The 14,998-nt window shown below is 45.0% G+C and carries 12 protein-coding genes; all 12 read right to left on the reverse strand.

The annotated features are described in order from the left end of the window. Positions 1 to 455: 455 nt before the first annotated feature. The 12 genes from ACT3RQ_RS01665 to rfbA all read right to left on the reverse strand — a co-directional run bounded on the left by ACT3RQ_RS01665 (position 456) and on the right by rfbA (position 14,990). Positions 456 to 1,901 carry a Mur ligase family protein gene (locus ACT3RQ_RS01665; protein ID WP_444679839.1) on the reverse strand — a complete coding sequence of 482 codons (1,446 nt, stop codon included), beginning with the start codon at positions 1,899 to 1,901 and terminating at the stop codon, positions 456 to 458. A 150-nt stretch (positions 1,902 to 2,051) separates the two neighbouring features. Beyond that, positions 2,052 to 3,101 carry a CapA family protein gene (locus ACT3RQ_RS01670; protein WP_444679840.1) on the reverse strand — a complete coding sequence of 350 codons (1,050 nt, stop codon included), beginning with the start codon at positions 3,099 to 3,101 and terminating at the stop codon, positions 2,052 to 2,054. Beyond that, positions 3,091 to 4,509 (reverse strand): ATP-grasp fold amidoligase family protein, encoded by a 1,419-nt coding sequence (locus ACT3RQ_RS01675; RefSeq protein WP_444679841.1) that lies wholly within the window; start codon positions 4,507 to 4,509, stop codon positions 3,091 to 3,093. The genes ACT3RQ_RS01670 and ACT3RQ_RS01675 overlap by 11 nt, the downstream gene beginning before the upstream one ends. Before the next feature lie 20 nt (positions 4,510 to 4,529). Then, entirely contained in the window at positions 4,530 to 5,699 is a 1,170-nt protein-coding gene (locus ACT3RQ_RS01680; RefSeq protein ID WP_444679842.1) for a hypothetical protein, read from the reverse strand. 13 nt (positions 5,700 to 5,712) lie between these two features. After that, the gene (locus tag ACT3RQ_RS01685; protein ID WP_444679843.1) at positions 5,713 to 7,617 is read right to left on the reverse strand and encodes an acylphosphatase; all 1,905 of its coding nucleotides are present in this window, start codon (positions 7,615 to 7,617) and stop codon (positions 5,713 to 5,715) included. A gap of 11 nt (positions 7,618 to 7,628) precedes the next feature. After that, positions 7,629 to 9,017 carry an enolase C-terminal domain-like protein gene (locus tag ACT3RQ_RS01690; protein WP_444679844.1) on the reverse strand — a complete coding sequence of 463 codons (1,389 nt, stop codon included), beginning with the start codon at positions 9,015 to 9,017 and terminating at the stop codon, positions 7,629 to 7,631. Between the two features lie 64 nt (positions 9,018 to 9,081). Next, complete coding sequence (locus tag ACT3RQ_RS01695; RefSeq protein WP_444679845.1) at positions 9,082 to 10,275, reverse strand: sugar-transfer associated ATP-grasp domain-containing protein; 1,194 nt, start codon at positions 10,273 to 10,275, stop codon at positions 9,082 to 9,084. After that, on the reverse strand, positions 10,272 to 11,495 hold the full coding sequence (locus ACT3RQ_RS01700; RefSeq protein WP_444638679.1) for a hypothetical protein: 1,224 nt from the start codon (positions 11,493 to 11,495) through the stop codon (positions 10,272 to 10,274). The genes ACT3RQ_RS01695 and ACT3RQ_RS01700 overlap by 4 nt, the downstream gene beginning before the upstream one ends. A 2-nt stretch (positions 11,496 to 11,497) precedes the next feature. Then, positions 11,498 to 12,553, reverse strand: coding sequence for a sugar-transfer associated ATP-grasp domain-containing protein (locus ACT3RQ_RS01705; protein ID WP_444638678.1), 1,056 nt, complete (start codon positions 12,551 to 12,553; stop codon positions 11,498 to 11,500). Between the two features lie 27 nt (positions 12,554 to 12,580). Continuing rightward, positions 12,581 to 13,462 (reverse strand): ABC transporter ATP-binding protein, encoded by an 882-nt coding sequence (locus ACT3RQ_RS01710; RefSeq protein WP_444638677.1) that lies wholly within the window; start codon positions 13,460 to 13,462, stop codon positions 12,581 to 12,583. A gap of 3 nt (positions 13,463 to 13,465) precedes the next feature. Next, positions 13,466 to 14,014, reverse strand: coding sequence for a dTDP-4-dehydrorhamnose 3,5-epimerase (gene rfbC / locus ACT3RQ_RS01715; protein ID WP_444638948.1), 549 nt, complete (start codon positions 14,012 to 14,014; stop codon positions 13,466 to 13,468). A gap of 61 nt (positions 14,015 to 14,075) precedes the next feature. Then, positions 14,076 to 14,990, reverse strand: coding sequence for a glucose-1-phosphate thymidylyltransferase RfbA (rfbA, locus tag ACT3RQ_RS01720; RefSeq protein WP_444676543.1), 915 nt, complete (start codon positions 14,988 to 14,990; stop codon positions 14,076 to 14,078). Between the last annotated feature and the right edge of the window lie 8 nt (positions 14,991 to 14,998).

Genomic DNA, 14,998 nt, shown 5'->3' on the forward strand with positions numbered 1-14,998 from the left:
CTATATTATGATCCAGACAGCTAGTTTTGGCTAAACACTTAGCCATGTACAATAGTAGCCCCACCTCAAATAGAACAGCGGTGACAACCAAAGACTAGAGATAGTATTAAATCACTAAATCTTAACTAAACAATGCAATTCTACGGATTAATTTCAATAAACTCTCAAAATAAGAATCTTCACCACTTCAGAGCGGCTTGAGGATAGTCATCTTTTCCGCCATTACTATATATATCTACAAACGAGAAATAAGACTTAGCACTTAACAATTATATTTTATGAAAACTTATTCAAATAATATCCATCAACAAAATAACGATAGATAAATCTTTTAAAACACACAAGCGTAAACATTAAAAAAAGACCTCCAAGCCTTATAGCTTTTAATACGGGATACGTTGAAAATCAATTACAAAAGAAACAAAAGCACCCCCATAAAAACAAAGAATAGCTTATCACCTCTTAATCAATCCACCTACAACCTTACCAAACCCAATCGAATTAGATGCCTTAAAAAGAACAACGTCTCCCTGAGAAATATTTTTACCGAGCAACGTAAGTAAATCCTTCGTGTCAGGAAGTAAAGCTATCTTCTTGCTTAAGGATATTTCCTTCCATGCTTGTGCAACTTCTTGTCCAACTAGAATAACTTTATCTGCAGACGAGCCATTAATTAATGCTGCAAGGCTTTTATGAATCTCTTCAGAAGCATCACCAAGCTCCAACATATCACCAATTACGGCAAATCTCTTTCCACTTAAACTAGGCTCAAAGTTAGAAAGACTATCAAGGCTTGCCTTGAGCGAAGCTAAATTAGAGTTATACGATTCATCAATTATAGTAAATGTTTTTCCTTTAAGATTCGCCTCATGGGTTGAGCCTCTACCTTTAGGCGTAGAAAAAGTAAGTAAATTGTTTGAAACTTTCTTCAAATCATCTGGTGTATTGCACAAGGCTGTCATAACAGCAATCGAGTTTAATAACATGTGCTTAGATTGCAATTTAGTTGAGAATACAACGTTACGGCCAAAATAAGAAACTTCTGCTTTCCCATTTTTAAGATCATAAGAAACGAGCTTTACATCTGCAGCGTCCGCCTCGCCATATGTAATAACATTATCCACCTTCATCTTGGCAATTTCGTACACTATATCTGAGCATGGCATATCCACATTTAACACAATTCGCCCATCTACTGGCATCTTATTAAATAAGGTAGATTTTATCACCGCTATATCATTAACAGAACCTAGGTATTCGGTATGGGCCTGTGATAAATTAGTAAAAATAGACACATCTGGGGAGATAGAAAAATCACTTTTAATGAAGCGTTTAGAAGCTGAGACTTCTAGAATCGCTGCTTCATAGCCATAAAGACGTGACAAAGAAGAAACAGAATCTCGAAAAAAATTGTTATTAACACCTTCGGCTGAATACAAGTGGTCGCCATAACGTTCTCTTAATGCAAGTTCAAGCATTGCACAAGTAGATGTTTTCCCAGCTGAGCCTGTAACTGCAAAAACCTTACAACCTGAAACTTCTCTTATATACTCTGCAGCATTTAGAAAAAAAGGCCAAGTATCACTAACCACTACTATACTTCTGACACCTGAAACACTCTCAATAATCTCTTTATGCTCAACCGGAACAATAAAGCCATTAAAGCCTCTAGACACTGCTTTTTTAACTAGCTTCTCAACACTTCCAACAGCAAACTGACGCTTTTTTGACTTTTCAGGCCAACTATCATCAGCAATAACAAAGAACAACCCATTAATGTATCTAGTTAAAGCACCATTCAAACCTGTGAATAATGCATTTTTATCCCCTTCAATAGTGTAATCACCATCAGGGGACATTTTTTTCATAAAACAAGAAATATTTTGCAATTTTATGCTCACAGTTTCACCTTACGTTTATCGGTGCTATACGCACCGCAAACTTTAATTAAAATTAATAAAATTTAAGATAATGAAGAATAAAGCAACTAAATTATTTAAATTAGATCTATACCAATAGGCCATCTGGCATTTCAGCTGAAACACAAAATACTAATTCTGTTCAATATTAAGCCACTCCTCCTCATTAGGCACTACCCGAACATCATTAAGATTAAAATAACCATTATTCATATTGCCACTACACAACCTCTCTAACGCTAACTTAGGTGTAGTTTTAAATGAAGTCTCACGATTATCGGTTAGCAGTGGAAGCATTTGAACAGTCGGGTAACTAGGCGCCGACTCATTGAATTCAAGCTTAACAATCATACCAAAAGGCGGAGCACCAGTTTTAGCATATTGCCCTTGAGTATTAAACACCATATTACCAATAGAGTGAAATATAATTGATCCTTTATATCTTTCTATATCCCCGATAGTATGTGTTCCATGCCCAATGATTAAGTCCACTCCATTATCAACTCTGTCTCTACAATACTGTGCAATGGAATCAGTCACATTACCGTAATCACAACCCTGCCAATGTGGGTAGTAGACTACAAATCCAGAAGGATCTTTTTGTTTTATATCCTTAACTGTTTCATCAATTCTTGAAGCTGTTGACCTAGCCAAACCTGCCTTGTTGCCTTTGGCAAAAAAACCATATTCAGAGTATCTTTTAGAAGCACGTAACGCTCCTAAAACATATACATTCCTACTTTTTTCCGAATCTTCATTAACTGTAATTACTGCGGGCTTTAATGATTGTCTGCGGCTAGTGCCAGCGCCTATAACCTCTATACCGGCCGACCGGAGATGTACGATAGTTTCTAAAAGCTTTTCGACCCCAAAATCCATAGCATGATTATTTGCTAAGGATACCGTTTTAGCACCAACATAATTAAGGCATTTTATCGTATTTTCAGGATCATCAATTCCACAATATAGCTTGCCTGGGGCTGCAATACCTTCAGTTTCGGAAATAACTGTCTCTAAATTGACCACGAGATGGTCAACACCTTCTAGCGATGGTTTTACCTCGCTGAAAAAAGAAATTGGATCATTTTTGACCCTTTCTAAGACAGGTTTCCAATTAGGACTTTGAAAATAACGATAGCCGAGACTTGTATCCCCACCAAAAGCAATTGTTTTAATACCCATTTAATTTTTTGCCTTCCATAAGTTCTGAAAATTCAGTGAATTTTTTGCCTTGAATCAAGTCAAGCAAAATTCTACCTCGTGCCTTGACATGCTCTTCACCAAGCCAACGGTCATAATCTTCTGTGAATTCATCCCACTGCCCCGGCCGCGGAGTAAACTCTCCAAGGACCATATCACCTTCACTTTTGAGCATGTCGATACGCATAAATGGGACAGGGATTTTTAAGCTTACTCTCTCTATGCTTTCTATATCGCTAAGTGAGACGCCTTCGCCAACCCAATCGTCACCAATATATTTTCCGGTGCCCGCTAAGCGTTCACCATCTCTAGACCAAAAGCAATGTCTAACCTTTTCGCCCCTTACTATTTCTAAAATAAAAACCACTTTTCCGTAGAAAGTGTAAAACTTTAGATCACGCCCTGGTATTTTTCTTCCCTTATCCTCTAGCACCAACTCTTCCAGCATCCATCTATCACGTATACCCTGAAAGTTATCTTCATGTTTTAAAACATGCTTCTTAGTGTATTCTGAAAACTCTTCCCAAGAAGAAAACTTCTTTTTATCCCTTAGTAATACAATGTCATTTTCCGAATAGAAAAAAGCAACACCTCTAGCGCCTGTTGATTTAACAGGCTTTAAAACCATTGGTTTTGTGGGTTTCTCAATTTCATCAAATGTATAAGTTTGATTGTTACAGTCTGGCCGTCTTAACCCTATTGAGTCAGCAAAATTATAAGCCTTTGTTTTTTCATCAAGCTGCCACCCTAGTACTGGCGAACCAATGTGTCTCTCTTCAGACTCCTGCATCATTATAGTGTGAAATGATAACGCTCTTTTTACTGAAAGCTTCCTTCTTTCAATATGTCTTAGCATAATATGGCTGATCTGGCGAGGATGCGCCAAAGAAACCAGTGTATTCAACTGATTTTTACTGAAGCCTCGTTGCTTATCAAGATTTTCTCTTGTAATTCGGTACTTGTAGAACTGTTGGCTTTTTTCTTCAATTATGTCTGAAATAACTTTAGGTAAATCTAAGCGCAAACCTGCAGCACGAGGACTTTCATAAAGCTCATCAATATATTTTAAAAACAATGATTTTTTAATCTCACCATTATCACTCACAGCTCGTGTCTTACGAACTTTAAAGCCATCAGTTACTTCAAGTCTTGACTCCTGCCTCTCAATGGAGTCAACTTTAAAACCGTTTGTTTCTTTCATAACCGCAATATAAAAATTTTCTAGATTATTTTCATTGCCTTTAGCAAGAATCTCAACGCGGCCATCGTCTAGATTTCTAGCCCAACCAGATATATTTAATTTATCAGCTTCACTCTTTAAATATTTCCTAAAGCCAACTTCCTGAACTTTGCCACTGACAAATATTTTTCTGGTCATTATATTATGCATAGCACTTCCTTAAAAATAAATCATGAAACTGTTACACTGGTGGGCACTTCGTTTATGCCCAAGCCATTTGCATAAATCCACGTTAGGCTAGCTAGCGCCCAAGTAGGCCCACTTAGCTCGAAGTGGACTCGTCCAGTTACTTCATCTAACTCATCTAGTTTTAGCGTTAACGCTAGCACACTAGCAACGTCGCCTAGCTCCTGCTTTAACCGCTGCCCGTTACTCACCCCTGAAAGCTCAACGTGTATCGTAGCTTCCGTTGACAAGTCAGGCATTTTGCACTCTGCTACCTGCTCTAAAATTGCTTGTGCGGCATCAAAATGATCGCTGATGAGTTTGTAGCATTTAAGGTGTTCAGAAAGTGCGATGACCACATAATTGTCATTGTTTGCAGGTTCGGTAGGGTTATCGACAATTAGGTCGACCCGCAAAAAATCCATCCCCTGCAAAACTTTTGCTACCTTTCGGCCAACAGCTTCGTAGCTTTCATGGATATCATCGCTTTGCTGCCACTGCTTGGCGCCGGCAGGTTTGGTAAGTGCCGCGACGACTTTACCAAACGCTACAATAAGACGTAGTTGCTCGCCTTCTTGTTGTTTTTCAACCATATAACGCACGCTTAACGGCAGAAACTTACGGCCGTGCTCGTCTATGTGGTCTTCTGAAAGCCGTGTCATGGCATAAGGCGATGCAGATAAATCACTGGCTTTTTGCTTTTTAAGCTCTCGAGACTGCCTGAAAAGAAACTCCAGTTCAGCATCGTTTTTAATATCTTTAATGTACTCTTCAAATAGCGTATTACGAATAACGGGCTTGAGTACAACAGGGTAGCCAATTTTCCGCGCGTAACGAATGTGATCGCGTATTGAGCGACCCGAAAAAGATGCGGCTTTTACAACTTTAACCCCGGCACGCTCTAGCCTGGCCCGCCATGCACGAATATCCTGGCAGAAGTTAACTTCAGGTAGCAGATTGCGGCCACTTACACCGCATACATAGCCACTTGGCTTAGCGTTTTCCGCACCTGCTTCAGGCTTGGGTATTTGCTGGTAGTAATAAGCCAACTGGCGGGGTAACAGTAATGATTGGGCGCTGGTGGGCATACGCAACGCATGCACTAACAACCCTTCCCGCGTAATGCTAGGCAGCTTGCCAAGTAGATCTGTGAAGTTTTCGAGACTTGCATCCATCACGGGTTAGCCTTCAGGGAATGAGAGTGAATTCATCGAAGTGAGCTGATTCAAGATGCGTTGTGCGAACCGAGGTTGGCAGCGCTTCGGATGGCCCACGAATACACGCAGTGGTAAGCGCGGTGATACCTACTAGCGATCCTTGCAACACCGTTTCTACCTCCCTTGGCCCTACATTTTTCACGTATCCCTTTAGCCCACTACGCTGCGCGTGACGAGCCAGCCACTTACGGTAACCAACACCGGTTACTTTGCCGCGAATATTTACTTTTACTGCGATGTTATCTTCAGGCAATGGCGTCAACGGTAAATTATGCTTGACCAGCGCTTCTTCAATAGCATCTCTTGGAACGTTTACCGGCTCACCAAACATGGTGTAACACGCGGTTCCAATCGCAGCATGGGCATTAAGTTCGCAAATACCTATATCGGTTTCGCCTACGGGTTTACGGTGGTCTTCGATCAAAAAGTCGATACCACAGTAATCAAGCCCTGGCACAGCTTTAACAGCATCCTCGGCCACTTTGATAATGCTTGGATGCATTTCATGTAGGATATTGACGCTGTCCCCGCCTTGGGAGAGATTACATGAACCAGACAGGATAATCTGCTTGCCAGCCGTTGGTACGCTATGAAGTGTTAACCCCTGTTTATCCAGCTGATAACGGGTAGCTTCGCTAAATACAATAGGTCGTGATTTCAAGTGCGGAATATTTTGGCGGTAGCGGTTTTTAATAAGTATCAGTTCGGCAATATTATGCTTCCCATCGCCTGTCACATTCGCGGGTGCCCTTAGCGTTGCAGCACGCACCGTACCGCCAATTACCATAATCCGGTAGTCTTCACCGAATATGTGTTTTTCTACGATAAAGTCGTCATGGCCTAGCTTACTGCTTTCAAGCACATGGAAAGCACTTTTTAATTCTGTATCGCTGGTAATGTTTGGCACAACGCCAATACCACGAACCCCTGTCGCAGGTTTTACAACAACGGGGTAGCCGATCAGATTGGCAAATTTCGTCGCATTGTCATAATCACCGGCGGGGAACATTCTCCCACGAGGAACAGGAAAGCCTAGTGGCGCTAAAAATTCACGCGTCGCTTCTTTGTGGGTACATAGCGAAATAGCATCAATACTCACCAACGGCGAACGACTTAATTTGAAATAGAAGCGCTGGCCGTTGTTATCCGCCGTAAAAACACCTTTACCAGTACGCAGGATGTTGTAGCCCTGGCGTACACACTCACGCTCCATTAAGTGGCTTTTTGCATCCATCGTTCCTAATGGAAGCATAAGCACGGTGTCGTTAGAACTGTTGGGAGATAGCGATTCTGAAGGGGTTTGAGGCTTACCCTTGATAGTGGGCTGATAGGTATACGTCGGCGGCGCTGCCTCGGGCAGGTACAGAACATTCTGTGCCCGTGAGAACAGTGCTTCTACTAACGCAGCATCTGAAGCAGTCTTTTCGACTGCCTCTTCCTGTGCCAGCGCTTTGAATACCTTGCCAAGTAGCTTGTGGGTACTGGTAACAGCAGACTGTATCTTGCTCCACTGACGTTTATCGAGTGGGCCTGCGTTATCAATCAAGCTCTCGGTGGCTTCTACCCACTTTCTAGCGGCAACTGGCATGTTGCCGCTCTGCAGAGACTCAGATGTCAGTTGGCTGCCCATTAGGCGTGATGCCACTGTTTCCAGGTAATCCCAGTAACGGGCAGCCATTGGCTTACCGCGTCGCTGTCCCAGCCCCCCCTCTATAGCAGTTACACGCTCTTCACCCGCACAGTCAACAGCCACTTTAAGGTAAAAATTTACCTGCTGTGCACCACTTGCCTTTACGTTGTGCGCAACAGGCTCATTATATGGCTTGTCATAGGCGATTAGCTCGATGCGTGTAACATAAAAAGGGTCTTGCGACATTTACAACACCATTAATGAGTCGAGTTGAGGGTGGTTTCTAGCGCTTTGTCAGAGTAACTGTAACGCTCTTGCTCTGCCAGTTCGCGGTCAATAAATCGATCATCATAGACGCTTTCTAACAGTGCCTTACGCATCTCGCGCTTATTGGTACGGCCGTCCACGTTAAACGCGTGCAATGCCTGCAAGCGCTTGCGCGCTCCCGAACGGCACAGGTTGGTTGCAAAACCTGGCCCTTCTGGGATTTGTAGTTTGTTATTCTCAAGCGTAACACACGGATACACTAACCGCGTTTTTCCCTCTTTCTTGAATGAAGTTGAGAAATAACGATTAAAGCGCATTGCACTTGCCAACGATACCATAGCGATAGTGTTATGGTTGGTAGTGCCATTAATACCCGCTAGGAAAATGCCTTTGCTGAAGCCGTGTTGCTCTGCTTCTTTTTCAGCTTCCAGCACTTCGTGGTAGCCGCCTGCTTTTTGAGGAGTAATTTTAAGCTCAACATGGGGTAGGTAAGCAGCGAGACGGTTAATGGACTCGCGACCCCATACTGGCTTAGATAGCATAATGCTTACTGGCGTGCTTTCCATTTTGGCGAATGCTTGCTGATAAAAAGCATCAGCGTCTTCGTGGAAGGGATCTTCTACAATAACGTTTACATTCTGCTTAGCTGCCAAGCCAGTAAGGGCAACTTCATCGCAGAAATCGCTCCACTCATCTGTTGACCAACGCTGTCCAGCATTAAGGATAATACCGTTAAGATCGTGAGTATGGCCAGATAGTGCGAATAGCAGTGAGTTCACTAGAGCACTGGCATCTTTTCCAGTGATACGCTTACCACGACGAAGCCAGCCACTCACTTGCTTTCCTTTAGCAATAGAGCGCAACAACCGCTCAGGGTTCTTGAGAGGCTCATTGTATACATTGCGCTCAACAGCGGCTGGCTCATCTGAGCAGGTTAACTGTGCAACGCTAACGCCCTGCTTTTTAGCAATCAAATCCAGCAGTGCGCATTCAGTTGCAAAACAAACAGAAGGGCTTGGGCGTTGCTGACTTGCGCCATTGCCACTAATGCCAAAAATATCACTGATGACGTTTTGGACAACGTCATTCACTTGCTCGGTAGGCGTTTGGGATGTCAGGTCTAGCTGCTTACCGATAAGGCGTCTTGCCATTTTTCGAGCATAGCGCAAGGCGTTGTTCAGCGATTCACCGCTGGCACTTGTTGGTCGCGCTTCACCTAAACCTATTAAGGAAGCCCCATCATGCTCTCCTGTTATTCTTATGAAAATCGAGTAATCGCTTGGCTCGCGTGCTGGTGTATCTTGTGCGCCTGCCTCGCGTTCAGAACGGCTTAGTGGTTTATTTTTCAAAAGAACCACTTCTGTATTACAAATTTTCATACGTCCACCTCTGGTACAGTTTTAGTTACAAGTTAATAAGACAAGCAACACATGTTAATTATACTTAACACTGTTGCATGATATCATACTTAGCATATAGCTCAGTAACTTTCTCGTTGCTAAACAGGGGTTTATGCATTTGAAAAAGTCTCACCTGACTATAGCTGTTTCCCTCTAACACAACAAAATCATCATCTTGAAGTATTAAGTCGAAGCCACAGTACTTTAGGTACGTTAGTTTATTGAATATTGCTATTAATTTATTCTTATATGCATTCCAGTTAGGAATATAAGCACCCATGATTTTTTCGCCAGTATCAGGGTGTGTTGTCCATCGCTGCCCGGTAAACCGCCCAGCTGCTGCTACTGCATGGCCTAACTCTCCTGTTTCCTTGTTAATATCTATGCTTAACCCGCCTAGCGAGAAGTTATCGATGGGATAAGATTCGCTATTACCTACTCTTAACACTGCCCGTACTAAACAAGGCTCGCCAGTTGTTGCGTTACGAACAACTAAAGCACGCACTGTATTAACCGTAAGTGGATAAAGCCGTTTGGAAAACTCGCCTTGTTGTACATATTCATTAATGATAAACGGCACCCGTTGCCGACTAAACACTTCTCCTAATGCTTCGGCTTTTACACTAAAGCGTGGGTTTGTTGCATCGTTGGTTTCTACTACGGCATGGCGCTTATCTATACGAATAAAGTAAACACTGCCGCCGCCCCCACCGCCCAAGGGTTTGGCGACTAACATTAGCGGGCCTGCTTGGCCTGCCTCGACCTGCTGCCATAGGTCAGTATGAGGGATTACTCTGCCCTGTCGGCATACCGCAACGGTACGTGGTACGTTGCAATATTGGCCGAACACCTGATCAAATAGTATTTTATTATTGAAAACAACACTATAAGGGCCATTGACTAGCCGGGTAAGCCAACGCTGAACATCGCTTAAGTAACGGTCGATGTTGTCGCGGTTGAGCCCATAAAGCCTTGCCTTTTCAGGTAGAAAGCCACGCTCGTAGAAGAATTGGGCGTCTTCTTCACTAAGGCTTGCCAAATCAGGGTCGGCATGAAAATCCAGCGTAAAGCGCTTTAACAGTGTAAGCTGGTCGGTTTCTTTAAGACTTTCCATTAAACGCTTGTGATGATCCTTCGGCAGCACTGTATCGCTCAGTTCTACCGCTTGCGCTTCCCGAGTGTCTGGGGTGGTTTTAGATGAGTGCCTGGGGGCCCAAAAGGTGGTGTCTCGCTTCATATTCCAAACTCACGCATAAAGTCGATAGCTGTTTGGCTTTGCATTAACGGACCGTGTACCTGGAAATCTTCCACCGTAGGAGCAGCTGCAAGTCGAATCAGCATTGGGTTCGGCGTTGAAATATCGATATCCACTTGAACAAAAGAGTAAAGCGACTCTTTTTGAATAGGAAAAATAATGTCTTTACTGGCTTGTTGCCAAGCAGCTTTGTAGCGGTATTTTTCCCAAGGTACCGGTTTTCTAGGCCCGACGATCGTCCCACTGGTGTTAAAACGTACAACGCTTCGGGTGCGGCCGCTATTGGGCGATAGCTGCATGCTAAGCGCCATGCCCACGGTGGCAGCCGTCGCTTTTTTGGTAGCCACAACTGCGAGAGGCACCAGCCCAGCGCCTGCGGGGTCCATGATTAATATAACTTTAAGAACCGGCCCTGTGGGCTGTGCTTGCTTCGTCATTACGGGATTGGCAACCATCGGTATGCGCTGGCTGTAGAGCTGCCACTGGAGTTCTGTGTTTTCCAACAACGGTTGCATTGACCCGTTTGTTTGGGCTAGCAAACTAACCTGAAGGTCGCTGATATAGGCATCTACCCGCGTATCTGGCAGCTTGTAAAAGCGCTTTCGGTTGGGTAGAAAACCACGATTATGTAGGTATTCTGCTTCCTGCTGGGAAAGGCTTCCCTGCTGCCCCCGAAAAGTGTGGCTAAATTCGCGCCAGGTTTGCACGCCCTCAAAGTGCTCTAGTCTTTTGACGCGGCCAACATGGCTTAGGTCTACGCTTCTGCGTGTTTTGTAAATCACGCGATGCTGGTTTGCGCTTCCTTGCTTGTGCATCATGCTTTGCACACCGCCCAGAAAGGGCGTTGGCCTGCGGTCTTCTTCACGGCCAAAACGCAAATAGTGCAGTAACGGGTTCATGGAAGCGTTACGCACATCATCGTACTCTTCCAGATACCACTGGGTATGAAACCCCGGCCCAGGGTTGTGACCTTGCTGTATCCCGCTAGCCAGGTAATAACCTAGTGGGTCTTTTACGGCGCTGGGCTCATTGAGCAACTCGGGGTAATTAGCAAGATACCATTCTGAATGGAAGTAGCCACTTTGCTCTACCTCTGCTCGTATTATAGCCTCTTGATAACCCAACCGCCTTTTTAGGCGCCACTCAAGCGTTTTGAATAGCGTTGACATATAGTGCGTTGGCACGACGTGTTGCGCTTGCATAACTAGCCACTCACCTTGCTCAAGTGATTAGCAATGCTGGCATGTTCAAGTAGTGGTTGATGCATTTGGTGTGCTGCCATAACGTCGGTGTTGGTACCAAAGAAAGATACGCCTGTTTCGGTAATCACAAAGCTTAGACTGCAAACGTGCAAATATGATGACTGATCAAAGAAACGCAGCAGGGCTTTTCTTATCGCTTCCCAGTTAGGCAGGTGTTCGCCGGCAAGGGTTATGGCAGTGTCAGGATGTTGCACATAGGTGTCTATCGTGCCCTGCTGGTTAAGCCCGCGGCATGCTGTTATTAAGCCCGTTTGAGGATTGATACTGGCACTGAGCGCGCCTTCTTCTACCCGCGCGGGTGTGCTGGAGAGGGTTGCTGCACGGCCTATTGTTAAGCTGGCAGCGGCTATTTCAGGTAACCCTTCATCGGGCTCACGTACCAGTAAGACATGCAGCAAATGGTAGCCTTCAGGGCTTACTTTTGTTAGCCAACTATGCTGGACTGGCGCTGTGGAAATGATCAACGCTTCGCTGTGTTCTTGCGCTTCTTCAACCAACTGGTTAATAAATGCTTTTTGAAACACTTGCGAGTCACTGCTCTCAGCCAGCTTTATTTTGCGGTACTGCGCATGGCTATCCGGTGCGAGCGAATGCACGTGCACCTCGCCAGGCGCTGTATTTCCGGTTGTCCACCACGGTGACTCTAACCACTGGGCACCATTCTTGGAAATGATGCAGATGTTTTTTTCAACGTCGAAGTAATTGGCCAACACATGGCCACATAGCACACGGTCGGAGAGGACGGTTTGGTATTTTTGGTTAATCGATTGCAGCCTAAGTGACTGGTAATCACTCAGGTAGGCATTAAGGTCGTTTTCCGTTAAATCGTACAGGCCTGCTCGGCTTCTGTAGAACCCGCTGTGAAATAGCTGGCGGCTTTGCTCTTCTTTTATGGTTGGCGCATTATCTTCCCAGAACCTGAACGTAAAGTCTTTCCAGGCTTGTAGGGAGGCGATGTCGTTGGCGTGCGCAATACTGTCTGTATGTGTTGAGAACATAGTGTTTAATAGCCACCTGTAAAGAATCTATTCGTCGTCGTTGGCTTCTTGAAGCGACTTCAGCTCAGCTTTTTGTTTCCGCCATGTGCGAAGTTTGGCATTCATGTCGCTTTTTAGTTCTACTAACTCTTTTGGTGACACACTGTTGCTATCTTTTGCCTCTTTATAAATAATCTTGGCTTCTCTAAACACTTTTCTTGATGCAGTGACCTCTTGACGCGTTTTTTTGAGCCGCTCAGACTCAACCAGACCATATGCCTTGTGATAAGCATCAATCGCATCGTCGATGCTATCAAACCAGGTGGCTTCGCCTTTGTTAATAAATATACCTGCCTGGCAAAGCTCTCTGAGTATGCCTTCGCTATGCGAGACCATGATAAGACTGGCCTTGCCCGTTTTTTCCCGAAAGGCGGCTTTTGCCTTGGCTTTAAAGTTTTTATCGCCCACGGCGGTTGCTTCATCAGAGATGTAGACATCAAAATCAAATGCGAGCGATAAGCCAAACGAGACACGCGAGCGCATCCCTGAGGAAAAGGTTCTGACAGGTTCGTCGAACGCGGTGCCTATGTCCGCGAAGTTTTCTACATGCTTAATGACTCGCTTTACATCTTCGCTGGAACTACCGTGAACCCGAGCAACGAATTTTACATTTTGTCGTGCTGTCATATTTTGCTGCATACCACCTGACAGCCCTACGGGCCAAGAAACCTTGCTATGACGAATCACTTCGCCTCGTTCAGGTTTATCCATACCCGCAATTAAGCGTAGTAACGTTGACTTGCCCGCACCATTGGCACCTATCAGGCCCACGCTCACCTTGGGGGGAATGGTAAGGTTGATATTTTTCAATACCCAATCGCTACCGTGGTGGTTGTGGTAGCGCTTATAGAGGTTGCGTATCTCAATCATGTGCTACCTGAAATATGGTGCATCAATAAATAATAGGCCCTGCTGATCCTTGCTTGAAAGCTGCGGCGGTTGATTAGTGAGCAGCGGCCATTGAATATCGAGCGCAGGGTCGTCCCAACGTAGCGATACTTCATCCCCCGGAGCGTAGTAGTCCGTACATTTATACTGGAATTCTGCTTTTTCACTAGTCACGTAAAAACCATGAGCAAACCCCGGCGGTACCCACAGCATTTGCTTGTTCTCTTCGCTTAGCATAGCACCTACCCACTGGCCGAATGTGGGCGAGCTTTTGCGCATATCGACGGCCACATCGAACACTTCACCACGAGTGACCCGCACGAGTTTTCCCTGGGGCTGGTGCAACTGGTAATGCAAGCCGCGCAAAATGCCCTGAGCCGATTGGCTATGGTTATCTTGCACAAACTGATAGTTGCCGCAATGGGCTTCAAATTCATTTTGGCGAAAGGTTTCCATAAAGAAACCGCGTTCATCACCGAAAACGTTAGGGGTAAGAAGAACGACATCCGGTATGGCGAGTTTTTCGTAGTGCATAGTTAAACCGTGAGGAGTGAGGGGTAAAATGTGAGGTGTGAAGGGCAAAACGCCTCACTCCTCATGTCTTACTCCTCACTTTTAAAAGACGTTGCAGGTATTGGCCGTATTGGGTTTTAGCCAGCGGCTTGGCGAGTTCTACCAAGCGCTCATCGCTAATCCAGCCATTTTGCCAGGCGATCTCTTCCAGGCAGGCGATTTTGAGGCCTTGGCGATGCTCAATGGTTTGTACGTACTGGCTGGCTTCTAACAGGCTATCGTGGGTGCCTGTGTCCAGCCAGGCAAAACCACGCCCCAAGCGTTCGACGTTTAGGTCACCCCGCTTAAGATACGCGTTATTGATGCTGGTAATTTCAAGTTCGCCGCGCTCAGAGGGTTCAACCGCTTTAGCGATGTCTACTACGTCATTATCGTAAAAATAAAGGCCGGTAACGGCATAGGCAGACTTGGGCTTTTTAGGCTTTTCTTCTATCGAGATTGCCTTGCCCGCCTCGTCAAACTCTACAACGCCAAAGCGTTCAGGGTCTTTTACCAGGTAGCCAAACACTGTGGCGCCGTTAGGCTGCGTACTGGCTCGTTTAAGCTGGTCTGAAAAGTGCTGGCCGTGAAAGATGTTATCGCCCAACACAAGACAAACCGGGCTTTTTCCGATGAATGCTTCGCCAATGATAAAGGCTTGCGCCAGGCCATCGGGCGATGGCTGCTCGGCGTATTCAAATTGCAGGCCGAAGTCTTCGCCGCTGCCAAGAAGGTTTTTATATTGGGGCAGGTCTTCTGGCGTAGAAATAATTAAAATCTCACGTATGCCTGCCAGCATCAGCACCGAGATCGAATAATAAATCATCGGTTTATCGTAAACAGGTAGCAACTGCTTTGACACCCCCCGGGTTATGGGGTGCAAGCGTGTACCAGAGCCACCCGCCAGAATAATGCCTTTTCTTTGTGATGGGTGAGGTGTGATGGGTGAGGTATTCATTCCTGAAA

The sequence above is a fragment of the Halomonas sp. AOP43-D1-4 genome, from assembly GCF_052446175.1.
Lineage (GTDB): Bacteria > Pseudomonadota > Gammaproteobacteria > Pseudomonadales > Halomonadaceae > Vreelandella > Vreelandella citrativorans.